The organism is Pseudomonas sp. SH10-3B, assembly GCF_019891415.1.
GTDB lineage: Bacteria > Pseudomonadota > Gammaproteobacteria > Pseudomonadales > Pseudomonadaceae > Aquipseudomonas.
Genome location: NZ_JAFLXD010000002.1, coordinates 102,686 through 117,961, shown reverse-complemented (window position 1 = coordinate 117,961; position 15,276 = coordinate 102,686). Strand labels below are relative to the sequence as shown.

Genomic DNA, 15,276 nt, shown 5'->3' with positions numbered 1-15,276 from the left:
TCAACTCACACCTCCGAGTTGAGTGCTGAACTCACTCTAAAGCAACTGCGCTCATGATTTGGAGCTTGGTCGCCCCGGAATATGACTCAGTATCGATTTGGAGAAGCCACCGTCGACACATATATCCTGTCCCGTGACATAGGCCGATAAGGGGCTAACGAGAAATTCGATCACGTTCGCGATATCCACGGGCTCGCCGATTCTCGCCAGCGGAATGATTGCTTCCCGTGCTTTCTTGATCTGGGGGTCGGCATACATTTTTTCCGACATCGGCGTATGGGTCATGCCTGGGGACACCACGTTGACACGGATTCCGTCAGGAGCCCACTCCAGCGCGAGCGTCTGGGCCAGCATTGTCAATGCTGCCTTGGTGGGGCTGTACGCGCCTGAGCCTGCATGCGGAAGCTGGCCAGACATCGACGAGGTAAAGCACGCCGAGCCTCTGCTCTCGCGTAAGTATGGGTAGCTGGCTTTGGCAAGCAGCCAGGCGCCGCGAAGATTGACCGAGAACATATCGTCCCAGTCCTCAATGGACAAATCACAGATCGCGCCAGGGCTGGCGATGCCGGCATTCGCCACCAACGCGTCGAGCCCGCCGAACTCCGCTACTGCGGCCGCCACCAGTTGGCTCGGCACCTCAGGGTTGCCGAGGTCTCCGGACAATGCGATGGCGATACCGCCCATGGCCTTGATGGATTGAACGACTTCTTCCTGCGTAGTCGTGAGTGTGTGTCCGCATACCGCAATTTTCGGCTGCAAGCCCCGGGCAAGGGCCGCCTCCGCGATCCTCAAGCATGCAGACGCACCGATACCGCTACTACCGCCACTGACCAAAGCTCTCATTGGACACTCCTTCTTATAGTTAGACATTGGGGCAAAAGAGCTTTGTAAAATACGAAAATAGATTTCACTTTGCAATCAAATTGACAACGGAATTTGATTCCGTTATCGTTTTTTCGCCGTCAGATACCCTTGCCAGCGCAGTGTTTATGGCGGTTCAGATCCATCCATCGTCGCGTTTTCCCGCTAGCGATAGTGGTCCAGGTACAAAATCCATAATACGAATGGCCGTTTTCACTCCAGCGAATACTCAACTGAAAGGATGTTTCGATATGATCATCAGCACGTTCTCCTATCTATGGTCATCCAAGGCAATTGATGCAATTGCGCAGTTGGCCGAGCACGGGCATCGCGTGTTTGAGGTGCCGGTCAGCTCACCACATTGCTGGCCGGTAGAAATCTCGACGGCAGAACGTTCTACCGTAAGCGTGCGTCTTCATGAGTACGACGCAAAGATCAGGTCCCTCAACGCCGGCGGCTATGACATTAATCTGGCCAGTCCTGCCGCAAACATGCGCCACAAGAGCATTGAACACATCAAGTCGGTGATTGACCTGGCCGCAGCTTGGGGTACTCAGGAAGTGGTGATATCTCCCGGTACCAGGCGTCCCATGATTTCGCCGCCGCTTGAAAAGACCTACGATTGGATGTACGAGAGCCTGGCAGTCCTGATTCCGATGGCGAAGCAGGCTGGCGTACGCTTACTGCTGGAAAATACCCCGTATTGCTTTACCCCCACCATGCCGGAACTGGCAGAGGTTGTAGGCACCCTCAATGACGATGTGGTCAAGGTCGTCTATGACATCGCCAATGCCGCTTACATAGGTGAAGACCCGGTAGCGAGTCTGCTGGCTTACCATGCCGCGATCGACTTTGTGCATGTGTCCGACACCGGTATGGATGTGTGGGGGCATGATCCGGTCGGCACCGGTGTCGTGGACTTCGTCGGATTGGGCGACGCCGTTCAGGCGACCTGCGGTATTGAAAACTGCGTACTCGAAATCATCCGTGAAGAAAACGCGTTGTATGAGCTGAACAGGGGTGTGCAGGATCTTCGTGCCAAGGGTTGGACCATTCCGTAATCACCTTTCGGTCGCTTGTCGTTACGGCCTGCGACCCGACTGCTCTAGTGGCCCTGAGGCTTGCACTAGCCCCAGGTCCAAGCGACAGCGTTGTCACCAGCAATAGGCCCGCGCGCGATCATAAGCGTTATGCGGGCTAAGGCCTGCTGGAGCTGTTCATGGTCGCGGCGGTAAGCTCGGTGCTAGTGCGTAGGCAGTGAATCCTTCCCGCTGACTGAGGTCCAGAGTGCCCAGTGCTCGCCCACTTTCACGGCTGAGCGTTTCAAGCTTTGTATATGAGTGCCCAGGGTTTCCTCTCGCATGCGTGCGATGGGTCCGGCGATGCTCAGGGTGGCCACCGGGACTGAGCTGTCTGGCCGTGAGATGTCGAATATAGCTACCGCCACGACACACACGCCCACTTCACCTTCTTCGCGAACGACCGCGTGCCCCTCTTTGCGGATCAAGGCGATGTCATCAAAGATGTCGCGAATCGAAACGCGCGCATTGGGCCCTGCATAGTCTCGGGTGTTCTCGATGTCCCAGGCGGTAAGAATTCGCATGGCGCGCTCTTCGCGCATGGTGGAAAGCCACACTTTGCCCGCCGCGGTTGTGTGAGGAATGATTTTTTCATCCAGGGCGCGGCGGTACTGAAGACCTCTGGTATTTTTCGTGGCCTGTAGTACCCAGGTCAGATGATCCTCAGCAACCTCCGCCAATCGAACGTGCTCGCCGGTTTCGCTGGCCAGATCGTCCAGCAAGGGTTGCATGATCCTGGCGAAGCCCGTTTCAGTGATGTAGTTCGCGCCCATGCTGGGGATCTTCAGCGTCAGGCGGTAGTGATCCTGTTCGTCCTGGTAGACGTAGCCTCGTTCTCGCAGCGCGCTCAATATGCGGTGAGCCGTGGCCATGGCGACTTGGGTCTGCTCGCTGATTTCGGACAGGGCGAGACCGCCCGGATGGGAAAGCAGCAGTTCCAGGGTGTTGAAGTAGCGGCCAATATGTGACAATTTTTCAATCCTCATTGTTGCTGGCCATGGCCAGCAACCTCGCGTCGGGTGTGGGGCTAGAGCGTGATGGGAGCGCCACCAAGGCGATCTGACTCATAGGCAGCCTCGATGATACTCATGACGCTGTGCATCGTTGCAAGTCCGGCACCTGTATACGCCGTGTCTCGGCCAGGTGACAGGACGTCGGTTACGAAATTGTCGTAATACACGTCGGAGTTCAGGCTCATGTGAAGGTCACTTGCCTGGCCAGCAGCGTCGGTCAGGCGCATGCCATCCGGGGTCGAGCGCGCGTAGAACTGATCGGTTGACAATGAAAAGGAGTACTCCCGTTGCTCGGGAGTATTTCCGGGGTAGTTGTACCCCGTCTCGATGGTGCAGATGCAGCCGCTCTCGGTCACCAGGGTCATCATTGAGCCGATCTCCACCGCCGTCAGCTGCGGGTCGCGATACATGACTGCGGACACGCTGCGTATGCGCTCTGCGGAAATCTCCTGAACCAGATCGATGAAATGAGCGGCCAGGTTGATCGTGCAACCGCCCCCCGAGCGTTTCGGGTCAAGCATCCAGGAGCAGCTGTTCATCAGGTAGCGTTCGGGTGGCCCGGCGTTGAATCGAAACGACTGGGTTCTCCATTTTGCACCGCTCTGTAGCGCCGCTTGTTTGAGGCGGTTCAGTAATTCACTGTGCCTCCAAACCAACGGTACCGCCACGAACAGACCTGCGGCTTCGGCACGTCGGTACAGATCCAGCACTTCATCCGGGGTGAGCCCGCAAGGCTTCTCCATCGCGAACGGAATGTTGCGTTCGATCAATGCTATGCCCATGGCATACAGCTCATCGTGTGGACCAAAGGCGAACGCAAAATCAGCCTCTTCGTTATCCAGCAGGTCTTTCCAGTGATCGTACGGCTGCGCTCCGAAGCGTTGGGCAAGGGCTGGACCACGCGATCCCGTAGCGTCGGATACCGCCGTGACGGTCACATCAGGCAAACGCTCGAGGGCGTCAAGGTAGAGTGGGGTGTGCCAGTGGCTGACTTCCAGAAGAACGACTTTCAACATTCATTCCTTATAAACAAGAGAGTTTGACTAGCTTGCCGGTGCCCTCGGGATTGCAGGTCAAGTACAAAAATAACAACGTGCGAGCCGCTATTGCGAGGTTGCACCGCAGGCTAGCACGAGCCGATTACGAACGGAAGTCAGTTTCGTTTTGCTGTGAAGTGGTGTGTTGCACTGAGCCGAGGTGCAATTTCGACGGGCACGCAAAATGTGCACATGCGGGGCATGTGCACCTCGTTGACGGGTTCGATAGAGGGTATTAAGCGGCGGGCAGGGTGATGATCGGAGTGGGTTGTACGGGATCCTTACAATCCGCTCGAGTAGCGACGCTCTATATCTTCGAAACCTAGAAAGCTTAATGCCAGCAGGGCTTGGCCCACATGCATCGGGTGGCCATCAAGGGTTTGGCAGCCACGCGATTGCGCTTCGAGCAGCAAGGCGGTCGGCTCGGACCGGGTGATGATGTCGACCACCACCGTGGTTGAGGCCAGTTGCTTTGCGTCTATCGGCATCGGGTCATCAGGGTTCATGCCGAGCGGGGTGGCATTGATCACGATGTCATGGCCTGTAGGATCTGCTGGGCCTACATGTACAGCGCACGGACTCTCTTTGGCGACACATTGCGCCAGGTCCAGGGCGCGGTGCGCATCGAGGTCTGAAATGATCAGCGATCGGGCGCCAGCAGCGGCAACCGCAAACGCGATTGCCCTTCCCGAGCCACCCGCACCAATAAGTAGAACGGATTTCCCCAGCAGGCTAACGCCTTGGCGCTGCATGCCCAGCACGCAGCCAAGCCCGTCGAACACGGCACCCACCCAGCGCCCGTCGCTATCGCAACGAATGACATTGATTGCGCCGATCTGGCGCGCGGTAGGGTGAAGAACGTCCACAACGTCAAGCATGCTCTGCTTGTGCGGCATGGTGACCAGAAGCCCGGCAAGGTTGCCCACGGCCCGTATGCCTCTGACAAAGTCAGCCAGGTCGCCGGGACCTACCTCCAGTGGAATGCAGACGGCGTCGGACTGCGCTTCGGCAAATAACGTGTTCAACAGCATTGGGGACTTGGCGCTCTTGAGGGGGGCGCCAATTAATCCATATATACGAGTGCTGCCGGTAATACGTGGATGCATGTCAACCTACTGATGTTGGCAGTGGCGCGCCAATTGTCAGTAGCGGGATGTCGGAACCCACTACTGACAACGTGCGCATTAGGACAGGCTGTCAGGAGCGTGTCGCTGGCACGGATGGAACTGCATTGGGTTGCGATTTGGAATTGGACTGTTCCTGCACCCGTTCGTATTCCTCTTTGGACATCGGAACCGCATTCGGGTCGCCGAGGTCCTTCAGGCGAATCCGGTATGTTTCGCGGGTAGTAAACGCCGCGATCGCAGAGATTACGCAGATACCAAAAGTCAACGCTCCGATTTTCAGCGGGATATTCTCAGTCCCTGGAGGCGCAATCGATACGAAAAGGGCTGGCAGAAATGCTGTGCAGGCTACGCCGATATTTTGACCAATGGCCATGCCGGTCACACGTACACGGGTGCGGAACAATTCTGGGAACAGGCTTGGGAAGACGCCATTGAAACCTTGGTAAGCCACGCCCCACATGAGGAGCGAGAGTATTAACGAAAGCCATAGGTTGTGAATGCTGATCGCATAGAGATACGCAAATGACAGAAGTCCGCCGCTAAGAACACCCACAATTACCGGAGGCCGGCGACCAATCCTGTCAGAGAGCTTGCCTACGAAGGGGATAAGTATCACGGCACACAGATTGCCTAATACCGGTATCCACATGAACACACCGGAAGGAAAGCCAATGCCGTAGGCCGGTTGGACTGCATAGGTTGCACCGAATACGGAGGCGACGATTGCAAGGACCGCAGACAGCGCCATGCAGATCACTCGCAACACATCTCGCCAGCTCTGCGTGAACACTTCTACCACAGGTAATTTGCGTTTCTCGTCTTTGTTCTGCGCCTCGGTGAATACTGGCGCTTCATGAACTTCACGCCGAATGATCCACCCGGCGACCAGCACCAGGGCGCTGAGCAGAAATGGAATTCGCCAGCCCCAGGCAGCAAATTGATCAGCGGGCATGAACTGGGCCAGAGGCAGGAAAACCCCCGCCGCGAGTAGTTGTCCGGCTTGTACGCCTTGAAGCGTAAAGCTTGCGAAATAACCGCGACGTCCATCGGGGGCGTGTTCCAAGGTCATGGAGCTGGCACATGACACCTCTCCAGCGACCGCAAATCCTTGAATCAGGCGCAAAAAAATCAACAGGGCAGGAGCCCAGACACCGATCTGCTGGTAGGTAGGAAGCAGTCCGATGCTCACGGTCGAAAAGCCCATCAAGAACATGCAGTAGACCAGTACGGTCTTGCGTCCATGTCGGTCGCCCAGGTGCCCTAATACCACGGCTCCGATTGGACGAGCGATGTACCCAACGCCGAAGCTTGCCAGCGAGACGATGATGCCTACGGTGGGATTGTCTGTTGGGAAAAACAGCTGTGGGAAAAGCAAGGCCGCTGCCGTGGCGTAGATGAAAAAGTCGTAATACTCCAGAGCCGAACCGATCCAGCCGCTGGCAGCAGCTTTCCTTGACTGTCGTTTGGAATGAGGCTCAACCAGTGTGCTTTGACTCATGACGTGTCTCCGTCTTTTGGATTTTTATTGTTGTAACCGTGTTCCATTAGTAATGTTGTTACTTTTTGGAGGCGGTTGTCAAGGAGCCGTTGGCTGGATCAGTCAGTGATAAATTCAGCCATTATTTAGGCGACGAATCTCTCAATGCTGGCGTCGCCAACGTGCGAAAGCAGCGGGTATCAGTCGTGCACAGCAACCTGACAGGAGGACAAAAATCTTCCGCCTGTCGGGTGCCTTTGAGGTTGTCTACCGGCCTGATAGCACGCCTGTAGGCTTACAAGCTTTCTCGAGAAAGATGCCCGTCTACCAGTCTGAAAATGTTCAACGGATTGGCGTTCTTGAGAGCATCGGGCAGCAATGCGTCAGGGTAATTTTGAAAGCAGACAGGTCTCAGGAAGCGATCGATAGCCAACGTGCCGACCGAGGTGCCGCGACTGTCGGACGTCGCCGGATAAGGTCCGCCGTGCACCATGGAATCGCAGACCTCGACACCCGTTGGGTAGCCATTGATGAGGATGCGGCCGACCTTCACCTCCAACGAAGCAGTCAACTCTGCGAATTGCGTCAGGTCTTCTGGCTCTCCGATCAAGGTTGCGGTCAATTGTCCGTGAAGGGCATGGATGGCAGCGTTGAGCTGTGCCTGGTCAGTGACCTCGATGAAGATAGAGGTGGGGCCGAAGATTTCCTCTTGAAGAACCTTGTCGCCGTTAAGCAGCAACTCTACGTCGGCCTTGAACAACTGCGGCTGGGCTTGGTGCCCCTGTTGGTTGCTGCCAGCCAGGTGCACGATGCCGGGGTGCGCGTGCAGGTTCTGCAACCCGGAAGCGTAGCTACGCAGGGTGCCTGCGTTGAGCATTGTCTGTGCCGGTTGGTCGCCTATCAGCGCCGCCACTCTATTCTGAAAGGCACTGAATGCATCCGAGCGAATGCCAACCACCAGTCCGGGATTGGTGCAGAACTGCCCACAACCTTGAACCACCGAGGCGGCAAGATCGTGAGCGATACTGTCGGCCCGACGCGAGAGGGCCTGGGGCAGGATCACCACCGGGTTGATGCTCGACATCTCGGCGAAGACTGGAATGGGCTCGGGGCGAGCGGCGGCCATGTCGCACAATGCTCGACCACCTTTAAGTGAACCGGTAAAACCAACGCCCTTGATGAGCGGGTGTTTGACCAAGGCTTCGCCTACGCCACTGCCATAAATCATGTTGAAGACACCGGCGGGCATGCCGCTGCGCTCGGCCGCGCGGATGATCGCGTTGGCGACCTGTTCTGCCGTCGCCATGTGGCCGCTGTGGGCTTTGAAGATCACCGGACAACCTGCCGCGAGCGCGGAGGCGGTATCGCCGCCCGCCGTGGAGAAAGCCAACGGGAAATTACTTGCACCAAACACAGCAACCGGACCGATTGCGGTGCGGTACTGGCGGAGGTCAGGGCGTGGCAACGGCTTGCGTAGGGGCAACGCTTGGTCGATGCGAGCGCCATAGAAGTCACCGCGCCGCAGTACGTTTGCAAACAGGCGCATTTGGCCACTGGTACGTGCGCGTTCGCCTTGGATACGAGCTGCAGGCAATGCTGTTTCACGGCAAACCAGGGCAATAAACTCATCGTCCAAAGCCTCCAGTTCTTCAGCGATGGCATTGAGGAATTCAGCCCGTTTGTTCGCGCTCAGGCTGCGGTAGCTGGAAAAGGCGTTGTTGGCTGCGCAAGCAGCATCCTCGATTTCTTGCGGCGTCGCCTGGTGGAAGGCATAGGGCAAGGTTTCCCCGGTGCTGGCATCCACACTCTTGACGATGATACTGCCGGCGGCGCTGCGCTGACCGCCGATAAAATTCTGGCCGGTGATGAGGGACATGGTGGTCTCCAGGTTGAATGTGCAAGCGATAGCTGGGCAAGGCATTCCCAGCACTGAAAATCAGGTGACGGCGCCGATCTGCCAAGGCACGAACTCATTTTGTCCGTATCCGTGTTGTTCGCTCATGCTGCGCTCGCCCGAGGCTATGCGCAGCATGGTTTCAAAGATCGCCGCACCGCACGCTTCGATGGTCAACGTGTCTTCGGCTATTTCGCCGCAGTTGATGTCCATGTCTTCTCGCTGACGCGCCCACAAGGCGCTGTTAGTCGCCAGCTTTATTGATGGGGCAGGTGCACAGCCATAGGCCGACCCGCGCCCGGTGGTAAACGCAATCAGGTTGGCGCCACCGGCGACCTGGCCGGTTGCGGAGACGGGGTCATAGCCAGGGGTGTCCATGAAAACCAGGCCGTTGGCCGTGACGACCTGAGCGTATTCGTAGACATCCATCAGGTTGCTGGAGCCCGCCTTTGCCACCGCGCCCAGCGACTTTTCCAGAATGGTGGTCAAGCCACCGGCCTTGTTGCCGGCAGAGGGGTTATTGTTCAACTCGGCCCCCATACGCTCGCAGTAGCGTTCCCACCAATGAATTCGAGCGATAAGTTTTTCGCCGACTTCACGGCTGACAGCCCGACGTGTCAGCAAGTGTTCGGCACCGTATATTTCAGGGGTTTCAGAAAGAATCGCAGTACCGCCGCAGGCGACCAGGCGATCCACTGCATTGCCCAACGCTGGGTTGGCAGTAATACCTGAGTAGCCATCCGAGCCACCACACTGAAGCCCAACGATCAGATGACGAGCGCTGACCGATTCACGTTGAATTCGATTGGCCTCGCCAAGCAGTTCCTTCACGTGGTCAATGCCACTGGCGATGGCCTTGGACGTACCGCCACTGTCCTGAATGTTGAACGTGCGCAAGGTATTACTTCGGGTCAGTCCTTGCGTCGTGAGTAATGAGTCGATTTGGTTCGTCTCGCAGCCCAACCCGATGACCAGCACGGCGGAAAAGTTGGCGTGGGTCGCATACCCCGCCAATGTCCGACGCAACAGGTTCAAACCGTCGCCCGCAGGATCAACGGCGCAGCCGGCAGAATGGGTAAGCGCAACAACACCGTCGACGTTTGGATACGCTTGCAGTGCAGCGGGATTGATGTCCCGACGAAAATGGTCTGCGATGGCCCGCGCGACTGTGGCAGAGCAATTCACTGAGGTAAGAATGCCGATGTAGTTGCGCGTCGCGACGCGTCCATCCGGGCGTACGATACCCATGAACGATGGGGCTTCACTCGGCTTGACGTGGGGCTTGGCATCGACGCTGAACGCATAATCCCGAGCGAAGTCCCCCATGGCCAGGTTATGCACATGGATATGCTCGCCGGCTTCTATGTCGACAACGGCAAAACCAATGATTTGCCCATAGCGCCTCACCGGTTGACCGGCTTCGATACGCCGGGAGGCCACTTTATGGCCCGGCACAATCGCTTGAAGGACAGTCACGCCCTCCTGCTCAAGGATGTCGCCCGCGACCAGTGGTCGGCGTGCGATCAGCACATCGTCCAGCGGGTTCAAACGCAGCACAGCTGCTGCGCCGGTTTTCATGATCAGTTCCATCGCATCCTCACGGGCTGCTGGGTGGTGCGCGGTCACTCATAGCGCCGCACTTTTGTGCCGGCACTATAGGATTCATAGAAATGGCTGCCTAATGAGAGCTTTCGATTGCTCGATAACTTTGCCTCATCGACTTTTGCCGGGGTCGCTGCAGGGCCTCTTCTCTGTAGTCGTGTGCCGCAGCCTGGCGAACTCTAATAAGGTCGCAACAAACCTCCGCGTGGGCTCTGACAGGGGCTCATCCTTGCGGGTAATCACCCCGTAATCCTGAGATTCAACTGTGAAGGGCGTATTGAGGATTTGAAGCTGCCCATTTTGCAGTTGTGACTGGACCATTGACTCCGGGAGCATGGCAAGCATTGGCCCAGACTGCAGCAACTGCAGGAAGGTCTGCATCGAAATGGTCTCCACGGTGTTGGTCGGCGGGGCGATCCGGAACGTCCTGAACGCGCGCTCCATGCGCTGTCGGATCGGCGTGTTAAAGGGATACATGACCCATGGCCATTCGCTGAGTGCTTCGGCGGGGACCTCCTCAAGTTGGCACAGGGGATGTGTGCTGTTCACGACAAGGCAGAAGGGCTCAGGTCCCAGCGACGTAAATTCGAAAGGCTGGCAATCCTCATCCGTGAAGCGCGCGATGATTAAATCGAGTTTTTTTTGTTCGAGCATTTCCAGCAAGTGATTGCTGGTTTGTTCGATCACCTCGATGGAAAGGAGAGGGCGCTCACGTTTTATGCTGGCGATAGCTTCAGGCAGCACCACTGATGTCGCGGCGAAAATGGTGCCGATTTTTAAATGACCATGCCCGCCTTTTCGCAGCTTGTTGACCTGGTCGACGAACGATTCCGTGTCTTCCAGGGTAATACGCGCATAGCGGGCCACGAACTCTCCTAGTTCAGTAAGGACCAGGTTGCGCGTTTGACGCTCAAACAGTGGAAAGCCCAGAAGTACTTCCAGATCGCGAAGCAATTTACTGATGGCCGGTTGCGTAACATTCATGTGTTCTGCGGTGGTGTGCATATTGCGGGTCTTGGCCAGGCTATTGACCAGTACCAGGTGTTTGATCTTCAGCCATCGGGTGACACTGGCAAACGTAATTTGATCGTTTTCCATCGGATAAGGCCTTGTCTGTCGATAACGAAACAGCATTGATTGGTGAGTTTCTTTCATTGGGATTTACCGGAGCGGTCCATTACTTTTACGGCTCTGATGGCTGACTGCTCTGGAAGCTCTATGGCGAATTTGAAACTGACGCGCGAAAACACCCTGCCGCTGGATGGCTTGGCCGGAACGCTGATCGGCCGCGCCTGGATCCCGGGTGCGATTGCAGGACCCTCGCCAGTGGTGTTGCGCGATGAAGGCGTGTTTGATCTTTCTGAAACTTTTTCGACAATAAGCGAGCTGCTGGAACACACCTCGCCGTTGCTGGCTGTTCGTCAGGCGCCTGGCATGTACATCGGCACCGTCGAGGAGTTGCTTGGGAACACCGGCAGTCATGCCGATCCCGGCAAGGCATCTCTGCTGCCCCCGGCGGATTTGCAGGTCATCAAGGCGGCCGGGGTTACGTTCGCCTCCAGCATGATCGAGCGGGTTATCGAGGAGCAGGCCCGAGGCGATGCTGCCAACGCCGAAAGTGTTCGCCGTCTGGTGCAAGAAGCCATTGGCGATAACTTGCGGGCAATCAAGCCGGGCTCGCCAGACGCGATGCGCCTTAAGGCTGTGCTGATCAAGCAGGGCATGTGGTCGCAATACCTGGAGGTCGGCATCGGCCCGGACGCGGAGATTTTCACCAAGGCACCGGTTCTGGCCGCCGTGGGCAGCGGCAGCGAAATCGGCATCCATCACAAGTCTGAATGGAACAACCCAGAGCCGGAAATTGTGCTGGCGGTGAACAGTCGAGGCCAAGTGCATGGCGTCACCTTGGGCAATGACGTCAACTTGCGTGATTTCGAAGGCCGCAGTGCACTGCTGTTGAGCAAGGCCAAGGACAACAATGCGTCCTGTGCGATCGGCCCCTTTATTCGTTTGTTCGATGAAACGTTTTCCCTCGATGACGTGCGCAACTGCGTCGTGGATTTGCAGGTTCAGGGCGACGACGGCTTTATCCTTGAAGGCAGCAGTTCCATGGCATTGATCAGCCGTGATCCGTTGGATCTGGTGGCCCAGACGGTCGGCGGCGATCACCAATACCCTGATGGCTTCATGCTTTTTCTCGGGACATTGTTTGCGCCTACCCAAGATCGTGAAGAGCCCGGAAGCGGCTTTACGCATAAGCAAGGGGATGAGGTCAGCATAGGTAGCCCGCTGCTGGGCACGCTGCGTAACACCGTCACCTACAGTCATGCGGCTGCGCCCTGGACGTTCGGCTTGCGAGCGATGATGCGCAATCTTGCTGCCCGCGGACTTCTGTAGGTAAGGCGTGGTGGGATGCATTGGGGGTTTTTCCGGGAAGATTGAACATACACAGGCGTGCGTCTATTGATAAAAGAGCCGAACCAGAAGGGGGCGGTTTTCAATAGCTGTCAGGCGTTCCCCACGTCCCGGACCCCGTCTGCGGTGCCAGCGCTGTCTCGATAAGGCCAACCAGGTACAAGCGGGTTTGACTTATCAAGAGGTGCCTGCATACTATTGGAACGTCGTTCCATTACGAACAATGTTGCTCACATTCACCTCATTGTCAAAGATAAGTCGAGAAAAATATGAGAGTCGTCAAAGGTGCTGTCGACCGCTGCCTGGAGGCCATTGAGCTGCTGGCACGCGAAGCTCGCTGGATGCGGATGTCCGATATCGCAGCAGAGTTGGGCTTGGAAAAGGGGCCCGCTCATCGAGTGCTTGCTCAGTTGGTCGAGCAAGGGTGGGCAGAGCAGGATGAAGCCACCTCGCAATACCGCCTGACTCTCAAGCTGGCACTCTTGGGGCAGCGCTATTTACATGGGATTGGCTTGCCGGAATTGGTCCAGCCGATCCTTGAGCAAGTGGCTGCTCAGTGTCACGAGTTGGTGCGACTGACGGTGGTCAACGAGGGCACCTTGTCCTGGCTGTCTTCGGCCCAAGGTGCCGCGCCGGGGCTCATGTATTCGCCGGCCATGGATAAACCCATCAATCTCTATGCCACTGCCAATGGCAAAGCCTGGCTGGCCTCAATGCCGGATGAACTGGCCGTTGAGCACGCGCTGCGTAGCGGGCTGGGGAAAGCTGATGCAGGGATTGGGCAGGGGCCGAAAGCGATCAACAGCATCGAAGGTTTATTGGCCGAGCTGTCGCTGACCCGCAAGCGCGGATATGGCCTGGTCATTGAAGAAGCCGAGGCGGGTGTCTGGGCGATTGCCGTACCGGTCAAGCTGGTTCCATCTGGCACTGTGGTCGGCACGATGAGTATCGCCGGCCCGGTCTTGCGCATGCAGCCCGAACGCTATGACCAATTGCATGCGTTGCTCGAAGATGCAGCCAATAAGCTGGGTACGGTTTGGCCGCGCCAGAACAGCGTGCATTCGGAGAACGTATGAGCCAGCCCGCACCTGAATGGACCGAGGCAGGGGCAGGGCTGGAAATCGCCGCTGCTGCCCTGGTCCGTGCACGGCTGGAGGGTGTTCGGCTGGCAGCCTTGCCAGGCCCGAACCTGCCAAGCAGCCTCGCACAAGGTTTTGCCATTCAGCAGCACGTAGGGCCATTGGCTGGAAAAACCGTGGGGGGGTGGAAGTGCGCGTTACCGCCTGCTGGCAAGTGGATCGTTGCCCCGATCTACAGCGACAGCATTGTAAAAGGCGAACGTTACCGACTGGCCGCCGACGCCGTTAAGGCGCGCATCGAGCCCGAACTGGCGTGCGTCCTGGCCCATGATTTGCCAGCACGTGCGGAGCCTTACACCGCTGAACAGATCGCGGACGCGATCAGCGGCGTGCACGTGGCACTGGAAGTCATCGATTGCCGTTACACCGAGCCACACACTTTGCCGTTCGAGCAATTGCTCGCGGACGGTCTATTCAATCACGGCCTGGTACTTGGGGCGCCAATCACGCTGTCGAACGCTGCCAGCCTGCCCTCTGAACTGGATATCACCCTGAGCGATGCAACGTCAGAGCTTGTGAATATCAAGGGTCGCCATCCGGACGTGGATCCGTTGTTGCCGATCCTATGGCTGGCCAATTTTCTGTCTACACAAGGGATAGGGCTGCAAGCAGGGCAGGTGATTATCACCGGGTCCTATGCAGGTGTTCTCGATGTGCCCGTCAATCAGCCACTGCATGTTCAGTTCGGCGAAGCAGGCTCATTGTCTGTCCATTTCTCAACGCTGAAGGAGTAACAAATGCGCTTAGTTCGTTTTGGTTTGCCGGGGCAGGAACAGCCGGGAATCTTGGATTCGCAAGGAGTCGTACGAGACCTTTCGGGCATTGTCGATGACATCGATGCGTCAGCCCTGAGCCCGTCAGTGCTCGAAAAACTACGTGCTGTTGATGTTGAAAAGCTTCCGGTGGTGGCGCCTGGCACACGCCTTGGTCCCTGCGTAGGCAGCGTACCGAACCTGATTTGCATCGGCCTGAACTACTCCGATCACGCGGCTGAAACCAATACACCTATCCCAAGCCAGCCGGTGGTCTTCAACAAACACACCGCGTCCATCAGCGGCCCCAATGACCCGGTGATTTTACCCACGGGGGCTCAGAAGCTTGATTGGGAAGTCGAGTTGGCCATCGTCATCGGTACACCTGCCTGGCAGATTGATGAGTCACAGGCTTTGAATCACATCGCCGGCTATTGCCTGGCCAATGATGTTTCCGAGCGGGCTTATCAGCTTGAGTACGAAGGGCAGTGGACCAAGGGAAAAAGCGGTTTTTCCTTCGCACCACTGGGACCTTGGCTGGTCACCCGCGACGAAATTGCCGACCCGCAGGCCATTGACGTCTGGCTCGATGTGAACGGCAAACGTCTCCAGACCGGCAATACCCGTACCATGATTTTCAGCGTTGCACACATTGTTGCGTACCTCAGTCGCTTCATGCCGCTCATGCCGGGTGACGTCATCATTACCGGTACGCCACCCGGCGTGGGGCTCGGGCAGAAGCCGCCGGTATTTCTCAAGGCGGGTGACACCATGCGTGTCGGTGGCCAAGGGCTGGGTGAGCAATTTCAGACCGTGGTTCCTTACGTTGCTGAAATGGGCGCTGCATGGGTCGCCGGTCGCCATCCCAATGTTGACTGAC

13 protein-coding genes are annotated in these 15,276 nt (G+C 57.2%); 5 read left to right on the top strand and 8 right to left on the bottom strand.

All coding sequences use genetic code 11. The annotated features are described in order from the left end of the window. Positions 1-51: 51 nt before the first annotated feature. Entirely contained in the window at positions 52-843 is a 792-nt protein-coding gene (locus tag J1G35_RS02505; RefSeq protein ID WP_223013271.1) for an SDR family oxidoreductase, read from the bottom strand. Positions 844-1,112: 269 nt separating this feature from the next. On the opposite strand from J1G35_RS02505, the gene J1G35_RS02500 reads away from it, so the two are divergent. Beyond that, positions 1,113-1,922 (top strand): sugar phosphate isomerase/epimerase family protein, encoded by an 810-nt coding sequence (locus J1G35_RS02500; protein ID WP_223013269.1) that lies wholly within the window; start codon positions 1,113-1,115, stop codon positions 1,920-1,922. 182 nt (positions 1,923-2,104) lie between these two features. Here J1G35_RS02500 and J1G35_RS02495 read toward each other — a convergent pair whose 3' ends face one another. The 7 genes from J1G35_RS02495 to J1G35_RS02465 all read right to left on the bottom strand — a co-directional run bounded on the left by J1G35_RS02495 (position 2,105) and on the right by J1G35_RS02465 (position 11,188). After that, positions 2,105-2,926 carry an IclR family transcriptional regulator gene (locus J1G35_RS02495; protein WP_223013267.1) on the bottom strand — a complete coding sequence of 274 codons (822 nt, stop codon included), beginning with the start codon at positions 2,924-2,926 and terminating at the stop codon, positions 2,105-2,107. 41 nt (positions 2,927-2,967) lie between these two features. After that, complete coding sequence (locus J1G35_RS02490; RefSeq protein ID WP_262417119.1) at positions 2,968-3,969, bottom strand: Gfo/Idh/MocA family oxidoreductase; 1,002 nt, start codon at positions 3,967-3,969, stop codon at positions 2,968-2,970. 302 nt (positions 3,970-4,271) lie between these two features. Then, a complete protein-coding gene (locus J1G35_RS02485; RefSeq protein WP_053139020.1) occupies positions 4,272-5,096 on the bottom strand; it encodes a shikimate dehydrogenase in 825 nt (274 codons plus the stop codon). A gap of 91 nt (positions 5,097-5,187) precedes the next feature. Next, the gene (locus J1G35_RS02480) at positions 5,188-6,615 is read right to left on the bottom strand and encodes an MFS transporter (protein ID WP_053139022.1); all 1,428 of its coding nucleotides are present in this window, start codon (positions 6,613-6,615) and stop codon (positions 5,188-5,190) included. A gap of 274 nt (positions 6,616-6,889) precedes the next feature. After that, a complete protein-coding gene (locus J1G35_RS02475; protein ID WP_223013265.1) occupies positions 6,890-8,470 on the bottom strand; it encodes an aldehyde dehydrogenase (NADP(+)) in 1,581 nt (526 codons plus the stop codon). Between the two features lie 60 nt (positions 8,471-8,530). Continuing rightward, positions 8,531-10,078, bottom strand: coding sequence for an altronate dehydratase family protein (locus J1G35_RS02470; RefSeq protein WP_223013441.1), 1,548 nt, complete (start codon positions 10,076-10,078; stop codon positions 8,531-8,533). A gap of 123 nt (positions 10,079-10,201) precedes the next feature. Beyond that, positions 10,202-11,188: a LysR family transcriptional regulator gene (locus J1G35_RS02465; protein ID WP_223013263.1), complete on the bottom strand. Its 987-nt coding sequence runs from the start codon at positions 11,186-11,188 to the stop codon at positions 10,202-10,204. 120 nt (positions 11,189-11,308) lie between these two features. On the opposite strand from J1G35_RS02465, the gene J1G35_RS02460 reads away from it, so the two are divergent. The 4 genes from J1G35_RS02460 (at position 11,309) to J1G35_RS02445 (ending at position 15,275) form a co-directional block, all read left to right on the top strand. After that, positions 11,309-12,487 carry a fumarylacetoacetate hydrolase family protein gene (locus tag J1G35_RS02460; protein ID WP_223013261.1) on the top strand — a complete coding sequence of 393 codons (1,179 nt, stop codon included), beginning with the start codon at positions 11,309-11,311 and terminating at the stop codon, positions 12,485-12,487. 287 nt (positions 12,488-12,774) lie between these two features. Further along, on the top strand, positions 12,775-13,581 hold the full coding sequence (locus J1G35_RS02455; protein WP_223013259.1) for an IclR family transcriptional regulator: 807 nt from the start codon (positions 12,775-12,777) through the stop codon (positions 13,579-13,581). Further along, positions 13,578-14,378: a fumarylacetoacetate hydrolase family protein gene (locus J1G35_RS02450; RefSeq protein ID WP_223013257.1), complete on the top strand. Its 801-nt coding sequence runs from the start codon at positions 13,578-13,580 to the stop codon at positions 14,376-14,378. Before J1G35_RS02455 ends, J1G35_RS02450 begins: the two co-directional genes overlap by 4 nt. A 3-nt stretch (positions 14,379-14,381) precedes the next feature. After that, entirely contained in the window at positions 14,382-15,275 is an 894-nt protein-coding gene (locus J1G35_RS02445; RefSeq protein ID WP_053139036.1) for a fumarylacetoacetate hydrolase family protein, read from the top strand. Position 15,276 lies beyond the last annotated feature (1 nt).